The sequence below is a fragment of the Allobosea sp. BK604 genome, assembly GCF_004341515.1.
Classification (GTDB): domain Bacteria; phylum Pseudomonadota; class Alphaproteobacteria; order Rhizobiales; family Beijerinckiaceae; genus Allobosea.
The window spans coordinates 675,713-689,310 of sequence record NZ_SLZF01000001.1 but is presented as its reverse complement, the minus strand read 5'-3'; the positions used below and the strand labels follow the sequence as shown (position 1 = coordinate 689,310).

The 13,598-nt window shown below is 66.1% G+C and carries 17 protein-coding genes; 11 read left to right on the top strand and 6 right to left on the bottom strand.

The window, feature by feature from the left end; all coding sequences use genetic code 11:
* Window positions 1-39 precede the first annotated feature (39 nt).
* The 3 genes from EV560_RS03445 (at window position 40) to EV560_RS03435 (ending at window position 3,186) form a co-directional block, all read left to right on the top strand.
* Window positions 40-417, top strand: coding sequence for a hypothetical protein (locus EV560_RS03445; RefSeq protein ID WP_131853999.1), 378 nt, complete (start codon window positions 40-42; stop codon window positions 415-417).
* A complete protein-coding gene (locus tag EV560_RS03440; protein ID WP_131853997.1) occupies window positions 410-1,723 on the top strand; it encodes a methyltransferase family protein in 1,314 nt (437 codons plus the stop codon). The genes EV560_RS03445 and EV560_RS03440 overlap by 8 nt, the downstream gene beginning before the upstream one ends.
* A 95-nt stretch (window positions 1,724-1,818) precedes the next feature.
* Complete coding sequence (locus tag EV560_RS03435) at window positions 1,819-3,186, top strand: ABC1 kinase family protein (protein WP_131853995.1); 1,368 nt, start codon at window positions 1,819-1,821, stop codon at window positions 3,184-3,186.
* Window positions 3,187-3,193: 7 nt separating this feature from the next.
* Here the strand turns inward: EV560_RS03435 and EV560_RS03430 are convergent, their stop codons facing one another.
* Entirely contained in the window at window positions 3,194-3,427 is a 234-nt protein-coding gene (locus EV560_RS03430) for a hypothetical protein (RefSeq protein ID WP_131853993.1), read from the bottom strand.
* A 122-nt stretch (window positions 3,428-3,549) separates the two neighbouring features.
* Between EV560_RS03430 and EV560_RS03425 the strand changes: the two genes are divergently transcribed.
* From EV560_RS03425 to EV560_RS03400, 6 genes are all read left to right on the top strand, one after another.
* On the top strand, window positions 3,550-3,837 hold the full coding sequence (locus EV560_RS03425; RefSeq protein WP_131853991.1) for an aa3-type cytochrome c oxidase subunit IV: 288 nt from the start codon (window positions 3,550-3,552) through the stop codon (window positions 3,835-3,837).
* 37 nt (window positions 3,838-3,874) lie between these two features.
* A complete protein-coding gene (locus tag EV560_RS03420) occupies window positions 3,875-5,014 on the top strand; it encodes a Re/Si-specific NAD(P)(+) transhydrogenase subunit alpha (RefSeq protein WP_131853989.1) in 1,140 nt (379 codons plus the stop codon).
* Window positions 5,015-5,041: 27 nt separating this feature from the next.
* Window positions 5,042-5,473, top strand: a complete 432-nt coding sequence (locus EV560_RS03415) for an NAD(P) transhydrogenase subunit alpha part 2 (RefSeq protein WP_131853987.1) — start codon at window positions 5,042-5,044, stop codon at window positions 5,471-5,473.
* Between the two features lie 5 nt (window positions 5,474-5,478).
* On the top strand, window positions 5,479-6,882 hold the full coding sequence (locus EV560_RS03410) for an NAD(P)(+) transhydrogenase (Re/Si-specific) subunit beta (RefSeq protein ID WP_131853985.1): 1,404 nt from the start codon (window positions 5,479-5,481) through the stop codon (window positions 6,880-6,882).
* A 4-nt stretch (window positions 6,883-6,886) separates the two neighbouring features.
* Entirely contained in the window at window positions 6,887-7,621 is a 735-nt protein-coding gene (locus tag EV560_RS03405; protein ID WP_131853983.1) for a phytanoyl-CoA dioxygenase family protein, read from the top strand.
* 115 nt (window positions 7,622-7,736) lie between these two features.
* The gene (locus EV560_RS03400) at window positions 7,737-8,594 is read left to right on the top strand and encodes an alpha/beta hydrolase (protein WP_131853981.1); all 858 of its coding nucleotides are present in this window, start codon (window positions 7,737-7,739) and stop codon (window positions 8,592-8,594) included.
* Between the two features lie 28 nt (window positions 8,595-8,622).
* Here EV560_RS03400 and EV560_RS03395 read toward each other — a convergent pair whose 3' ends face one another.
* The 5 genes from EV560_RS03395 to EV560_RS03375 all read right to left on the bottom strand — a co-directional run bounded on the left by EV560_RS03395 (window position 8,623) and on the right by EV560_RS03375 (window position 12,066).
* Window positions 8,623-9,483, bottom strand: a complete 861-nt coding sequence (locus tag EV560_RS03395; protein ID WP_248311869.1) for a tetratricopeptide repeat protein — start codon at window positions 9,481-9,483, stop codon at window positions 8,623-8,625.
* Window positions 9,484-9,732: 249 nt separating this feature from the next.
* Window positions 9,733-9,966, bottom strand: a complete 234-nt coding sequence (gene rpsU, locus EV560_RS03390; protein ID WP_131853979.1) for a 30S ribosomal protein S21 — start codon at window positions 9,964-9,966, stop codon at window positions 9,733-9,735.
* A gap of 172 nt (window positions 9,967-10,138) precedes the next feature.
* Entirely contained in the window at window positions 10,139-11,230 is a 1,092-nt protein-coding gene (locus EV560_RS03385; RefSeq protein WP_131853977.1) for a 5-(carboxyamino)imidazole ribonucleotide synthase, read from the bottom strand.
* Window positions 11,227-11,739, bottom strand: a complete 513-nt coding sequence (gene purE, locus EV560_RS03380) for a 5-(carboxyamino)imidazole ribonucleotide mutase (RefSeq protein WP_131853975.1) — start codon at window positions 11,737-11,739, stop codon at window positions 11,227-11,229. The genes EV560_RS03385 and purE overlap by 4 nt, the downstream gene beginning before the upstream one ends.
* Before the next feature lie 108 nt (window positions 11,740-11,847).
* Complete coding sequence (locus EV560_RS03375) at window positions 11,848-12,066, bottom strand: YdcH family protein (protein WP_131853973.1); 219 nt, start codon at window positions 12,064-12,066, stop codon at window positions 11,848-11,850.
* A 229-nt stretch (window positions 12,067-12,295) separates the two neighbouring features.
* Between EV560_RS03375 and EV560_RS03370 the strand changes: the two genes are divergently transcribed.
* Window positions 12,296-12,484 carry a DUF465 domain-containing protein gene (locus EV560_RS03370; RefSeq protein ID WP_131853971.1) on the top strand — a complete coding sequence of 63 codons (189 nt, stop codon included), beginning with the start codon at window positions 12,296-12,298 and terminating at the stop codon, window positions 12,482-12,484.
* Window positions 12,485-12,780: 296 nt separating this feature from the next.
* Window positions 12,781-13,488: a hypothetical protein gene (locus EV560_RS03365; protein WP_131853969.1), complete on the top strand. Its 708-nt coding sequence runs from the start codon at window positions 12,781-12,783 to the stop codon at window positions 13,486-13,488.
* The last annotated feature ends 110 nt before the right edge of the window (window positions 13,489-13,598 follow it).

Genomic DNA, 13,598 nt, shown 5'->3' with positions numbered 1-13,598 from the left:
GCTGAGCGGGCTCGGCTTGAGGACGGGAGGTCGGGGCGAGTGGGGGACAGGGTCGGAGCGGACTATCCGTACGGCTCGGCGCCGCTACTACCGCAATGGCGCGACCGCTGGGCGCAGGGCCTCGCGCTTCTGACCGCTGCCTGCATGAGCCTCTCGCTGCTGACCCACGGTCCGGTCTGGCCGGTCGAGCGCATCGCGCTCCTGGTCGTCCTGCCGGCGCTGTTAGGTGTCACGCTGGCATTCGCGCCCGATCCCCCAGCCTTTGTCTCGCGGCTGGCGAAGCGGCTGACCGTCGTCGGCTGCGCTGCCGGCACGCTCGCCGGCCCCTGGCTCGCGCCGATGATCATGGCCGTGCCGGCGCTGCTCGCGCTTTCGGTGGCGATAGGCTGGTGGCGGGAGCGGAGCGGCAATGACTGACGGTCTCGCATCCGAATTCGTCGGCCTGGCCCGCGCCGCGCTCCTGCTCGGCCCCGCGCTGCTGAGCATGCTGCTGCTCATCCTGATCCGCTCGACGCCCCGTCAGGCGACGGCGGTGATGCTCGCGGCCCTGTGGCAATTGCCGGCGCTGCTGCTGCTCAACCTCGTCGCGACGCTCATGGGCTGGTGGCGCTTCCAGGAGGATGCGGCTGCGGTTCTCGGGCTGCCGATCGACCTTTGGCTCGGCTGGTCGCTCTGGTGGGGGCCCGTCGCCGTCCTGGCTTCGCGCAAGCTGCCATGGTGGCTGGTGGTCGCCGGCATGGTCGCGGCGGATCTGGTGTCCATGCCGTTGCTGAAGCCGCTCGTCGTGCTGGGCGAACATTGGCTGATCGGCGAGGCGGCCGCCGTGCTGTTCGTGCTGCTTCCGGCCCTCGTTCTCGCCCGCCTGACGGAGGCGGACGAGAGGCCCGTGCTCAGGACCTGCTTTCACGGACTCGGCTGGGGCGGCTATATGCTGCTGGTGCTGCCGGCCTGCGTCCTCGCCTGGGAAGGGCGCGACTATCTCGACGCGCTGGCGCAGGCATCGCCGCTGCGCTGGGGGCTGGCATTGGCCGTCGGCCTGCCGTCGCTGCTGATCGGCTGGGCCGCGGCGCATGAATTCGCGCTTGTCGGACGCGGAACGCCGGTTCCCTATGATCCGCCGAAGCGCGTGGTGACGAGCGGGCCCTATGCCACGATCGCCAATCCGATGCAGGTGACATCTGCCCTCGTGATGGCGTCCCAGGCGCTGCTGGTCGGGTCGACAGCCGCCTGGACGATCCCGCTGACCTTCCTCGTCTTCGACGGCATTTTCGCCGCCTGGTACAACCGCGCCCATATCGCGCTCGCCCTGCCTGAGGATTGGCAGCGCTATCGTGCCGCTGTCGGCGACTGGCTGCCGCGACGGCGCCCCTATGTGGCGCGTGAGGCGGTGCTCCATTTCCCCGATGCGGGCCGGGATGCGCGCGTGCTCGCCTGGCTGATGCGCCATGCCGCCGACGGCCTGACGATCGAGATCGGGCCGAGCCAGCCGACGCTTCGCCGCCAGCGCCTGATTTATGCCAGCAGCGATCCCGATCTCGATGCTATCGGCATCGCTGCGCTCGGCCGCGCGCTGGAGCATCTCGGCACCGTGCCGGCGCTGATCGGCTGGACGCTGCGGCTGCCGGGCGTGAACCATCTGGTCGAGTTCGCGACCTGGCTGCTGCCGCTACGCCGGTTGGCGACGCGCGGCGCCATGGTCCTGGACGCGACCGACCGCCGCTGAGGCGGTTGGCTCACCGCGACAAGAGGCGGACTGGCTTTAGCGAAACGAGGCCCTACATCCTCAGCACGACCCCGTCGCCGAACCAGCGAGCCCCCATGTCCGACCGTGACAGCGAAGCCAACCGCTTTTCCGCCCGCGCGGCGCGCTATGCCCGGGTCGGGGCCAATGTCGGTGGGGTGGCGGCGCGGATCGCGGGCACCCGCCTGTTCGGGCTCGAAGGCCGCACAGCTTCCAATGCCGAGGCCCTGGCGAAGGCGCTGGGCGGACTCAAGGGGCCGATCATGAAGGTGGCGCAGCTCATCGCCACCATTCCCGATGTCGTGCCGCCGGAATACGCCGCCGAGCTGCAGAAGCTGCAGTCACAGGCGCCGCCGATGGGCGCAGCCTTCGTCAAGCGGCGGATGATGGCGGAGCTCGGCGCGAATTGGCGCGAGCGCTTCGGCGAGTTCGACCTGAAGCCGGCCGCGGCGGCCTCACTCGGGCAGGTGCATCGCGCGACGACGCTCCCTGGCATGCCAGTCGCCTGCAAGCTGCAATATCCGGATATGGAATCGGCCGTGGAGGCCGATATCGCCCAGCTCGACATCCTGTTCGCGCTGCACCGCCGCATGGAGCCGGTGATCGATACGACCGAGATCGCCAAGGAAATCGGTGCCCGCGTCCGCGAGGAACTCGATTACAAGCGCGAGGCCAGGCATATCGCACTCTATCGCGAGATACTGGCCGGAACGCCGGAGGTGCGCGTGCCGGCACTGGAGGCGGAGCTGTCGACGCGCCGGCTGCTGACCATGCACTGGCTCGACGGCAGCAAGATCCTGGACCACAAGCAGGATGGCCAGGCTGCGCGCGACCGAATCTCGACCGCGATGTTCAAGGCGTGGTGGAGGCCATTCAGCCACCACGGCGTCATTCATGGCGATCCGCATCTCGGGAACTACACGGTCTTCTCGGAGGCTGGCGCGCCCCAGGGCATCAACCTGCTCGATTATGGCTGCATCCGCATCTTCCCGCCGAGTTTCGTCGGCGGCGTGGTCGATCTTTATCGCGGGCTGCTGGAGGATGATCCGGCCCGCGTCGTCCACGCCTACGAGACCTGGGGTTTCAAGGGCTTGACCAAGGACCTGGTCGAGACGCTGAACATCTGGGCGCGCTTCATCTACGGGCCGCTGCTGGAGGACCGCACCCGCCGCATCGCCGAGGGCGTCAGCCCGGCGGAGTATGGCCGCAAGCAGGCTTTCCAGGTCCATACCGCGCTCAAGAGAAAAGGTCCTGTGACGGTGCCGCGCGAATTCGTCTTCATGGACCGGGCTGCGATCGGGCTCGGCGGCGTCTTCCTGCATCTCGATGCCGAGCTGAATTTCCACCGGCTGTTCGAGCATGAGATCGAGAATTTCTCGGTCGAAGCCGTCGCGTCCCGGCAGAGCGCCGCCCTCGCCACAGCCGGATTGCAGCCGACAGGCTGAAACCGGCCTATTTGCCGTTGGTTTCGCCTTCACCGCCATCGGTGCCGGGGGAGCCGGCGGGGCCTGCGCCATCCCGGCCGTTCCAGCGCCGGCGGTTCCAGGCGTCGGTCTCGCCAGCGTCGCGGGCGCTCTGGGCGCGCGCTTCGGCGAACCATTGCCGGCCCTGTTCCCTCAGCGAAATGTCGGCATCTGCGGGCGCGCCGGAGGTCGGTTTCGGCGGGGGGCGTTTGCCCGACTTCATGCCTACCCCCTTGCAATGTAATCTGGCATGCCAGATAGATAGTGGCGATACTGTGACGCGTTGCCGACCCTGCGCGTCTGCGCTACAGGACTGCCGGACTTTCTGAAGCGGGAATCTTATTCATGGCCGACCACGGACACAGCGCGACCGACATCCCCGAGATGGACTACCCCGCGCATGAGGAAACCTATCGCGGCTTCATCCATTTCGCCGAGGTCGGCACCGTTGCCTGCCTTGCCATCGTGGCGGCGCTCGCGGTCGGCGGCACCAAGCATGCCTGGGGCACCGCGCTGGTCGGCACGCTGCTGACGCTGGTCGGCACCGGTGTCGGCATCGCCTCGACCTCGATCGGCTGGCGGGCGCCTGCGGTTGCGCTCGTGCTGATGCTGCTTGCGCTGATCCTTCTCTAAAACATGCTCTCATAACGCCGGAAAGGCCTCGCCCGCCATGCGCATTGCTGTCCCAGCCGAAACGCAAGGGGCGGAAACCCGCGTCGCCGTGACGCCGGAAACCGTCCGCAAGTTCATTGGCCTCGGGGCCGAGGTCGCGGTGGAGAAGGGCGCGGGGCTGGCCTCCGGCATCACAGATGCCGATTACGAGGCGGCGGGCGCGAGCATTGCCGCCAGTGCCGGAGAGGCGCTCAACGGCGCCGCCATCGTGCTGAAGGTGCGCCGCCCCTCCGAGGCGGAGGCCGCGTCCCTGCCGGCGGGCGCGCTCGTCATCGGCATCATGGACCCCTATGGCCACGAGGCCGCGGTCGAGGGGCTGGCCAGAGCCAATGTCGCCGCCTTCGCCATGGAGTTCATGCCGCGTATCACCCGTGCTCAGGTGATGGACGTGCTCTCCTCGCAGGCCAACCTCGCCGGCTATCGCGCAGTGGTCGACGGCGCGGCCGAATATGGCAGGGCGCTGCCGATGATGATGACCGCGGCCGGCACCGTCCCTGCCGCGCGCATCTTCATCATGGGCGTCGGCGTCGCCGGCCTGCAGGCGATCGCGACCGCGCGCCGGCTAGGAGCCATCGTCACCGCCACCGACGTACGCCCGGCCACCAAGGAACAGGTCGAATCGCTCGGCGCCAAGTTCCTCGCGGTCGAGGATGACGAGTTCAAGCAGGCGCAGACGGCCGGCGGCTACGCCAAGGAAATGTCCAAGGAATACCAGGCCAAACAGGCCGAGCTGACCGCGAGCCATATCGCCAAGCAGGACATCGTCGTCACCACCGCGCTGATCCCGGGCCGTCCGGCGCCGAAGCTGATCACGGCGGCGATGGTCGAGAGCATGAAGCCGGGCTCCGTCATCGTCGATCTCGCGGTCGAGCGCGGCGGCAATTGCGAGCTCGCCATGCCGGGCGAGGTCGTGACCACGCCGAACGGGGTCAAGATCGTCGGCCATCTCAATGTGCCGGGGCGCCTCGCCGCGACCTCGTCGAGCCTCTACGCCAAGAACCTCTTCGCCTTCGTCGAGACCCTGATCGACAAGGCCGAGAAGAAGCTCGCGGTGAACTGGGACGACGAACTGGTCAAGGCGACCGCGCTGACCAGGGACGGCGCCGTCATCCATCCGAATTTCGCGCCGAAGGCCTGACGCAAAAGGCGAGGGGAGTGTCAGACAATGGCTACTGCGACACCTGAACAAGCGGTCGAACAGGCCCGTGCCGCCGCGACCCTCGCCAAACAGGCGGCGGAACTGGCCGAGCGCTATGCCGAACAGGCGGCGACCGCGGCGGGCGTCGCGACGGGCGTCGACCCGACGGTCTATCGCCTGGCGATCTTCGCGCTCGCCGTCTTCGTCGGCTATTACGTCGTCTGGTCGGTGACGCCGGCACTGCACACCCCGCTGATGTCGGTCACCAACGCGATCTCTTCGGTCATCGTCGTCGGCGCACTGCTCGCGGTCGGCGTCTCGGCGGCGGAGCAGATGGGCGACGGCCCGCTCTGGGCCAAGATCTTCGGCTTCATCGCGCTCGTGCTCGCCTCGGTGAACATTTTCGGCGGCTTCCTCGTCACCGAGCGCATGCTCTCGATGTACAAGAAGAAGGGCTGAAGCGCATGGCCGCCAATCTCTCGGCTCTTCTTTATCTCGTCGCCGGCGTCCTGTTCATCCTGGCGTTGCGCGGCCTGTCGCACCCCACCACCTCGCGACAGGGCAATCTCTACGGCATGATCGGCATGGCGATCGCCATCCTGACCACCGTGGTGTTCTTCCCGCCGGCCGGCTTCTCCGGCTGGCTTCTGGTCCTGGTCGGCATCGGCATTGGCGGAGGCATCGGCGCCTTCATGGCCAAGCGCGTGCAGATGACGCAGATGCCGCAGCTCGTCGCCTTCTTCCACTCGCTGGTCGGCCTCGCCGCGGTGCTGGTCGCGGCTGCTGCGCTCTATGCGCCGGAGGCCTTCGGGATCGGCCATGGCGGCTCGATCCACGGCTCCAGCCTGTTCGAGATGGGGCTCGGCGTCGCCATCGGCGCGATCACCTTCACCGGCTCGATCATCGCCTTCCTCAAGCTCGACGGGCGCATGAGCGGCAAGCCGATCCTGCTGCCGCAGCGCCACGGCATCAATATCGGCCTCGGCGTCGCGCTGGTCGTGCTGCTGCTGATCTTCCTGAAGAGCGAGAGCCATGTCGTCTTCTGGCTGATCGTGCTGGTTTCCTTCGCACTCGGCGTGCTGCTGATCGTCCCGATCGGCGGCGCGGACATGCCGGTCGTCGTCTCGATGCTCAACTCCTATTCGGGCTGGGCGGCGGCGGGCATCGGCTTCACGCTCGGCAACATGGCCCTGATCATCACCGGCGCGCTGGTCGGCTCCTCCGGTGCGATCCTGTCCTACATCATGTGCAAGGGCATGAACCGCAGCTTCATCTCGGTCATCCTCGGCGGCTTCGGCGGCGAGACCGCCGCTGCGGCGGGCGGAGCGGTCGAGGCGCGGCCGGTCAAGCAGGGCTCACCTGACGATGCTGCCTACATCATGAAGAATGCCGCCAAGGTCATCATTGTGCCGGGCTACGGCATGGCGGTGGCGCAGGCGCAGCACGCCCTGCGCGAGATGGCCGACGGCCTCAAGAAGGAGGGCGTCGAGGTCAAATACGCCATCCATCCGGTCGCTGGCCGCATGCCCGGCCATATGAACGTGCTGCTGGCCGAGGCCAATGTGCCCTATGACGAGGTCTTCGAGCTCGAGGATATCAACTCGGAGTTCGGCCAGGCCGATGTCGCCTTCGTCATCGGCGCCAATGACGTCACCAACCCGGCCGCCAAGACCGATCCGCAATCGCCGATCTACGGCATGCCGATCCTCGACGTCGAGAAGGCCAAGACCGTCCTCTTCATCAAGCGCGGCATGGGCTCGGGCTATGCCGGCGTCGAGAACGAGCTGTTCTTCATGCCCAACACGATGATGCTGTTCGGCGACGCCAAGAAGGTCACCGACGAGATCGTCAAGGCGATGGCGCACTGAGCGTATGCCGCTCGGCCTGGCCGACTCCGTCCTTGAGCCTTTGCCAGAGGTGGAGGCTCGCGATCGGTTTATTGAAAGCGGGGTCGCCGTTGTCGGCGGAGTCGTCGACGAGACGATCGTCGGGGCCTGCCTGAGCGGTTTCGAGGCACTCGATCCTGCCTTGCCAGGGCAGCGGGTCTTCAATCTCGATCCCGCTTCCGCGGCGCTTGTCGGACCCGCGGGGGCTCTCGGCCGGCTCGCCCGTGCGCTGATGGGGCCGCAAGCCCGGCCGGCGCGCATCCTCAAATTCGATAAGACACCTGAATCCAACTGGCGCGTGCCCTGGCACCAGGATCGCGTCATCGCCGTGGCGGAACGGATCGAGGTAGCGGGCTTCGGTCCGTGGAGCGAGAAGGGTGGCGTCGCGCATGTCGAGCCGCCCGAGGACATGCTGCTCGGCATGGTCGCGCTGCGCCTGCATCTCGATGACTGCCCTGTGGAGAACGGGGCTCTCGAAGTTGCTGCCGGCAGCTTCCGACGCGGCCGCGTGGTGACAGGAGAGATTGCCGGGATCGTCGAGCAGTCGTCGCGGCATATTTGCGTGGCGCGGGCCGGCGATGTCGTCGCCATGCGCGGCCTGTCGATCCATGCCTCGGCCAAAGCGGCGCAGCCGAGCCGCCGCAGGGTCCTACATGTCGACTATGCGACGATGCCGTTGCCCCAGCCGCTACGCTGGGCACTGCCTGATGGCGCCTTGTAGAAGAAGCGCGAGGGGCTGGTCGCTGCATTAGCGTCACGGGGGCGTCGCAAAGGGCAGGCCCTCTATCAGGCGTCTGGTGTCATTCCCACGTGAACGAGACGGTCGAACGACTGCGATGAAGCGCTTTCTCCTGATAATCCCGGCCGCAGCGCTGGCCGGCTATGTCGCCATTCTCGGACTGCTCTACGTCTATCAGCGCGACCTGATGTATCCGCGCAATCCGGCCAGGGCCGAGGTCGCGGGCGTCAACCTGCCGGGCCTCGAGGAGACGACGCTCACGACTTCCGATGGCGAGCGGCTGGTCGCCTGGATCGTGCCGCCGCGCGAGGGCAAACCCGTGCTGCTGTTCTTTCACGGCAATGCCGGCAATTTCGGCCGCGCGATCCGGCAGGCGCGCTTCCGTGCCCTGACCGAGGACGGTACCGGGCTCTTCGCGGTGAATTATCGCGGCTATGGCGGCTCGACCGGCTCGCCGACCGAGGAGGGGCTGCTGCTCGATGCGCGCGCTGCCTATGCGGCGGCTGCGGCGCGGTTCGGGCCGGAGCGGCTGATCGGCTATGGCGAATCGCTCGGCACCGGTGTCGTGCTCAAGCTCGCGGCCGAGCAGAAGCTGCCGGCGGTGATCCTGGAGGCGCCCTATCTCTCGACCGCCTCGGTGGCGCAACTCGTCTACCCGTTCGTGCCGATCGCGCTGCTGATGAAGGACCAGTTCCGCTCGGACGAGGTGATCGGCAAGGTTCATTCACCGCTGCTGGTGCTGCATGGCGAGCGCGACAGCGTCATTCCCTTTGCGCAGGGGCAGGCGCTCTACGAGATGGCGAACCCGCCCAAGCGCTTCATCCGCTTCCCCGAGGGCGACCATGAGAACCTCCCGGCCCATGGCTCGGTGCCGGAGATCAGGCGCTTCCTGGCAGATGTCGCGGCGGGCCGCGTGAGCGCCCAGGAGAGCCGGATCGTCAGTCAGCAGCCTTAGAGCCGATCCGATCAGATCGGCACGTGCTCTAGCGGAAGATGCCGGCGACGCCACCGCCGCCGAGCCTGGACTGGCCGGCGCGGGCGGTCGAGTTGTTGCCATCGATGCTCAGAGCGCGCTGGTAGTTCTCGGCTGCCTCGGTCTTCTTGCCGAGCTTCTCATTGGCAAGGCCGCGTCCTGCCCAGGCCTCGGCATTACGGTTGTCGACGTTCAGCGAGGCGGTGAAGTCCTCGAGCGCCTGGTCGAATTTGCCGAGCGCGATCAGGCTTTGGCCGCGCGCCGTATAGGGAGCGGCGTTGTAGGGATTGCGGTCGATCACCGAATCGAAATCGGAGACCGCGTGCTGGTGCTGGCCTTCCTTCTGGTAGACCAGTCCGCGGGCATGGAAGGCCTCGGCGGATTCCGGATTCAGGCGGATCGCGGTGTTGAGATCGGCCAATGCCTGCTGGCTGTTGTCCTGCTGGCGCAGCAGGTTGGCGCGGGCGATATAGGCTGGCGCGTAGTTCGGGTTGGCCGTCGTGGCGCGGTTGAAATCGGCCAGGGCCGAATCGTTGCGGCCACTCTGGCGCAGGGCCAGGCCGCGATTGGTGAAGGCGGCGGCGTTGTTCGGGTCGAGCTGCACCGCCTTGGTGAAATCGGCGATGGCGTCGGAGAAGCGGCCGATGCGGGCATAGGCCGCGCCGCGGGTATTATAGGCCTGCGGGTCGTTGGGATTGCGGTTGATGACATCGCTGAGCGAACCGATATTCACGCTCGCATTGGCGGCGGATTTCTCACCGGTTTCGATCTCGGCGACGGCAGGGCCGGAGCTCAGGTTGGAGACGGTGTCACACCCCGCCAGCGCAATGGCCAGGCCCATCACGGCCAGCCAGCTCTTGCCTCGATCCATGCTCTGCCTCATCAGTCCGTCTGCTGTCCAATCTGTCGCACGGCAGGTTAAAGCTGTTGCGACCTGCTGCGCCCCCCAGCTGACAAGCGCCCTTTTTAAAGGACTACATCCTGCCAAGACTTGGTTAACGGCATGAATAAGGCGCGCGGAAGATCGCCGCGCGAAAAAACAACAACGCCCGGAGATGACTCCAGGCGTGCTGTGGAAAGATGAGCTGACGGCAGGGCAGGCCCCCGCCGAGCTGCCCGATCAGGGACGCTTCGGCTTGACCGGCGCGGGCAGGAGGCCTTCACGCTGCAGCTTCTTGCGGATCAGCTTGCGAGCGCGGCGAACGGCCTCGGCCTTCTCGCGCGCCTTCTTCTCGGAGGGCTTCTCGTAATGGCCGCGGAGCTTCATCTCGCGGAAGATGCCTTCACGCTGCATCTTCTTCTTGAGGGCGCGAAGAGCCTGGTCGACATTGTTGTCGCGAACGAGAACCTGCACGTGTTTGTCCGTCTCTAGCGGTTGGTCAAAAATTCGGGTCGGCTAAGCCGCTCAAGCTTGCCGGAAGGGTTGTGCGGATAACAGAATTCATTCTGGCTGTCCACGCCGAAACACGCTGGAAACGCAAGGCTAGCCCCGAATTTTCGTAGGCTGCGCCCCGGAGGCAGTTTCGCTACGGCTTCACCCGCGTGACGTGGCCCATCTTGCGGCCGGGCCTGGCGTCACGCTTGCCGTAGAGATGCAGATGCGCTCCTGGTTCGGCGAGGAGCTCGCGCCAGCGCAGGGCTGCATCGCCGATCAGATTCTCCATCTCGACCGTGCCGCGTCGCCCCGTGGAGCCGAGCGGGAAGCCGCAGACGGCGCGGACATGCTGGTGGAATTGCGAGGTCTCGGCACCTTCGCTGGTCCAGTGTCCGGAATTATGCACGCGAGGGGCGATCTCGTTGACGATCACGCACTCGTCCTCCCCCTCGCCGACGACGAACATCTCGACGGCGAAGACGCCGATATAGCCGAGCGCCTCGCCGATCCGGCGCGCCGCATCGATCGCCTTTTTGGCCGCGCCGGCGCCGAGATCGGCCGGGATGCGGGTGAAGGCGAGGATATGGTCGCGATGCTCGTTCTCGCAGACGTCGAAGGCCGCGAAGGAGCCGTCGGCGCTGCGGGCCGCCACGACCGAAACCTCACGTGAGAAGTCGACATAGCCTTCGAGGATCGCGGGGAAGTGGCCGATCACCTCATAGGCCTCGGCGAGGTCGCTCTCGGGTGCGATCTTGACCTGGCCCTTGCCGTCATAGCCGAAGCGCCGGGTCTTCAGGATGCTCGGCCGGCCGAGCTCGGCGACGGCGCGCTCGAGATCGGCGAGCGAATCGACCTGAGCGAAGGGCGCGACCTCAAGTCCGAGACCGGCGACGAAGCTCTTCTCGCTGAGCCGGTCCTGCGTCACCGCCAGCGCGCGGGCGCCGGGATGGAGCGGCGTGCGCGCTGCGAGGAAGGAGGCGGTCGCGGCCGGCACGTTCTCGAATTCGTAGGTCACGACATCGACCGCGTCGGCAAAGCGGGCGAGCGCCGCCTCGTCCTCGTAATCGCCGATCGTGTGGCGCGCGGCGACGTCGAAGGCGGGGCTGTCGGCCTCCGGTGCGAAGATATGGGCACGGATGCCGAGATCGGCCGCGGCGAGCGCGATCATGCGGGCGAGCTGGCCGCCGCCGAGGATGCCGAGCATGGCGCCCGGAGCCAGGCCCGTCGGATCAGGCGTGCTCATGCGTCGTCCTTGGGACGCTCGTTCACGGACTCGGTCAGCTTGGCGCGCCAGGCATCGAGCCGTTCGGCCAGGGCCTCGTCCGAGAGCGCCAGCACGGCGGCTGCGAGCAATGCGGCATTGATCGCGCCGGCCTTGCCGATCGCGAGCGTGCCGACCGGGACGCCGCCCGGCATCTGCACGATCGAGAGCAGGCTGTCCTGGCCCGAGAGCGCCTTCGATTCGACCGGCACGCCGAAGACCGGCAGCGAGGTCAGCGAGGCTGTCATACCGGGCAAATGGGCGGCCCCGCCGGCGCCGGCGATGATGACCTTGAAGCCCTCGGCCTTGGCGCCCCTGGCAAAGACGAACATGCGGTCCGGCGTGCGATGCGCGGAGACGATGCGGGCATCGTAGGGAACGGCGAGCGCATCGAGCGTTTCCGCGGCATGGCGCATAGTCGCCCAGTCGGACTGGCTGCCCATGATGATGGCGACGGGCGGGATGGATGCACGCAGGCTGGGCTGGGCCATGAAACACTCGCTTCCGGAGCGGTGAGGAAGCGCGCGATCTAGACCGGCCGGCAGGTCGTAAGCAAGCGGCGAATCACAGTGTTTACTCAAACATCATCCAAAGACGGCTCAGGCGATGATGTCCGGCGTCAGGGCATCCTCGATCTGGGTGATGCGGTCCTTGAGATAGAGCTTGCGCTTCTTCAGGCGCTGCACCTGGATCTGGTTGACCGCACCCATGCGCTCGAGCGCGTCGATGGCGCTGTCGAGATCGCGGTGCTCCTCGCGCAGCCGTGCGAGCTCGGCCGTGAAGGCCTCGATCTCCTCTGCGCTCAATTCGAATCGCATGAAGCCGTCTCATCATCGCCGCGATCGGGCGCGACTATGCTCAGACGCGGGCGGCCCTGCAAGAGCATCGGGGCCGTGGATAGCCAGAGCGACGCGTCGCATTCGCGCCGCTCGGGAAAGGAGTCGGAGAGGATCACAGAATCTCATGGTGCAGCGCACGGCTACGCCAGAGACTTGAAGCCGGCTCTATGCCAAACTTCCCTGTCAACTGCTCATCAGGAGGATCCAGATGTCGCTGCAGACCCATCTCGCGGAGCTCGAACGCAAGCATCGCCAGCTCGAGGAAGCCATCGCCCAAGCCGTGGCGAGCCCCTCGTCCGATACGCTCAGCGTCGTGGAGCTCAAGCGAAAGAAGCTGCTGCTGAAGGAAGAGATCGAGCGCGTCAAACTGACGATGCCGAAGCCGACCCTGCATTGAGTTGCGTCGCGGGCGGCAGGCTCGCTAAGTTCAAGGAATGCTAGCAAGGCCGGTCCTTCAGGGGGCCGGCTTTTTGTTTTTTGCTGGGGCCATTCGGATGCGATCGGCGCGTCCGCCATTGGGCGCTCCGAAGCTGATGATCCCTCAAGCCGAAGGCCGATACCGTGATCCATGTCACGGTACATCGATCTTGTTCGGGTTGTATTGTCTTGCTGGGCCAGCCAGCCTTTTCATGTCATGATTTGAGCAGCAGAACGCAGTTTCCGAGATTTGACAATAAACCGGGGGAGAGCGCGATGTCGTTTGCCGACAAGTATCCGGAGCTTGTGAAGTATCTCGACAACACGGATGATTACGAGAATTCTTCGTTTGAATTTGATGAAAATGGTAATCGCAAATTGATGGTCATCCAGCGCGGCCCGATCGATTCGGGCTCTGTGCTGTTCGAGATGACCGAGCGGGGCTGGCAACCCGTTGATGCGGATACGTTGCTCGACACGGCTGTCCCCTCGCTGGAGCGGGCGGAGATCGAGGCTGTGTGCTCGGTGTCATCAGCCGAGGACCACGTGATCGTCGCGGCCGAGATCAAGGACCAGGTCGACCAGTTCTCATCGGCCACGGGGCCCGATGGCGGCAACCTGGCCTGTGTCTGGGCGGTCAGGCATATCGTCGAAGCGGTGCTGGATCGCTGGATCACCAGGACGGACGGAACCGCGGTGTTCGATCCGGAACTGCGCCAGTGCTTCAGCCCGTCGCTCGACGGCGTCGGCATTCCCGCGGGCGGAATCATCATCTCTCCGACGGAGACCAATGCCTCGGGCCAGAGAAATATCGGCCATATCGGCCTGCTCGGCCCGGAAGCCAGCGACGACAGGCGGCTGATCTATTCGAACTCCAGCTCAGCCGCGATGTGGAAGCAGAATTTCACCGTCAAGTCCTGGAAGGCGAAGTACCAGACGCAAAAGCAGCTGAAGGTCCATTTCTACCCGCTGCCGCTGAAATAGGCGCGCGAAGGTTTTAGAGCATTTTCGCGTTTCTCCGAATCGCGAAAATACTCTATCTCTTTGTTTTGACGCATTTTCTTCACGCGAACCGGTGCCCACTTCGCTCGAAA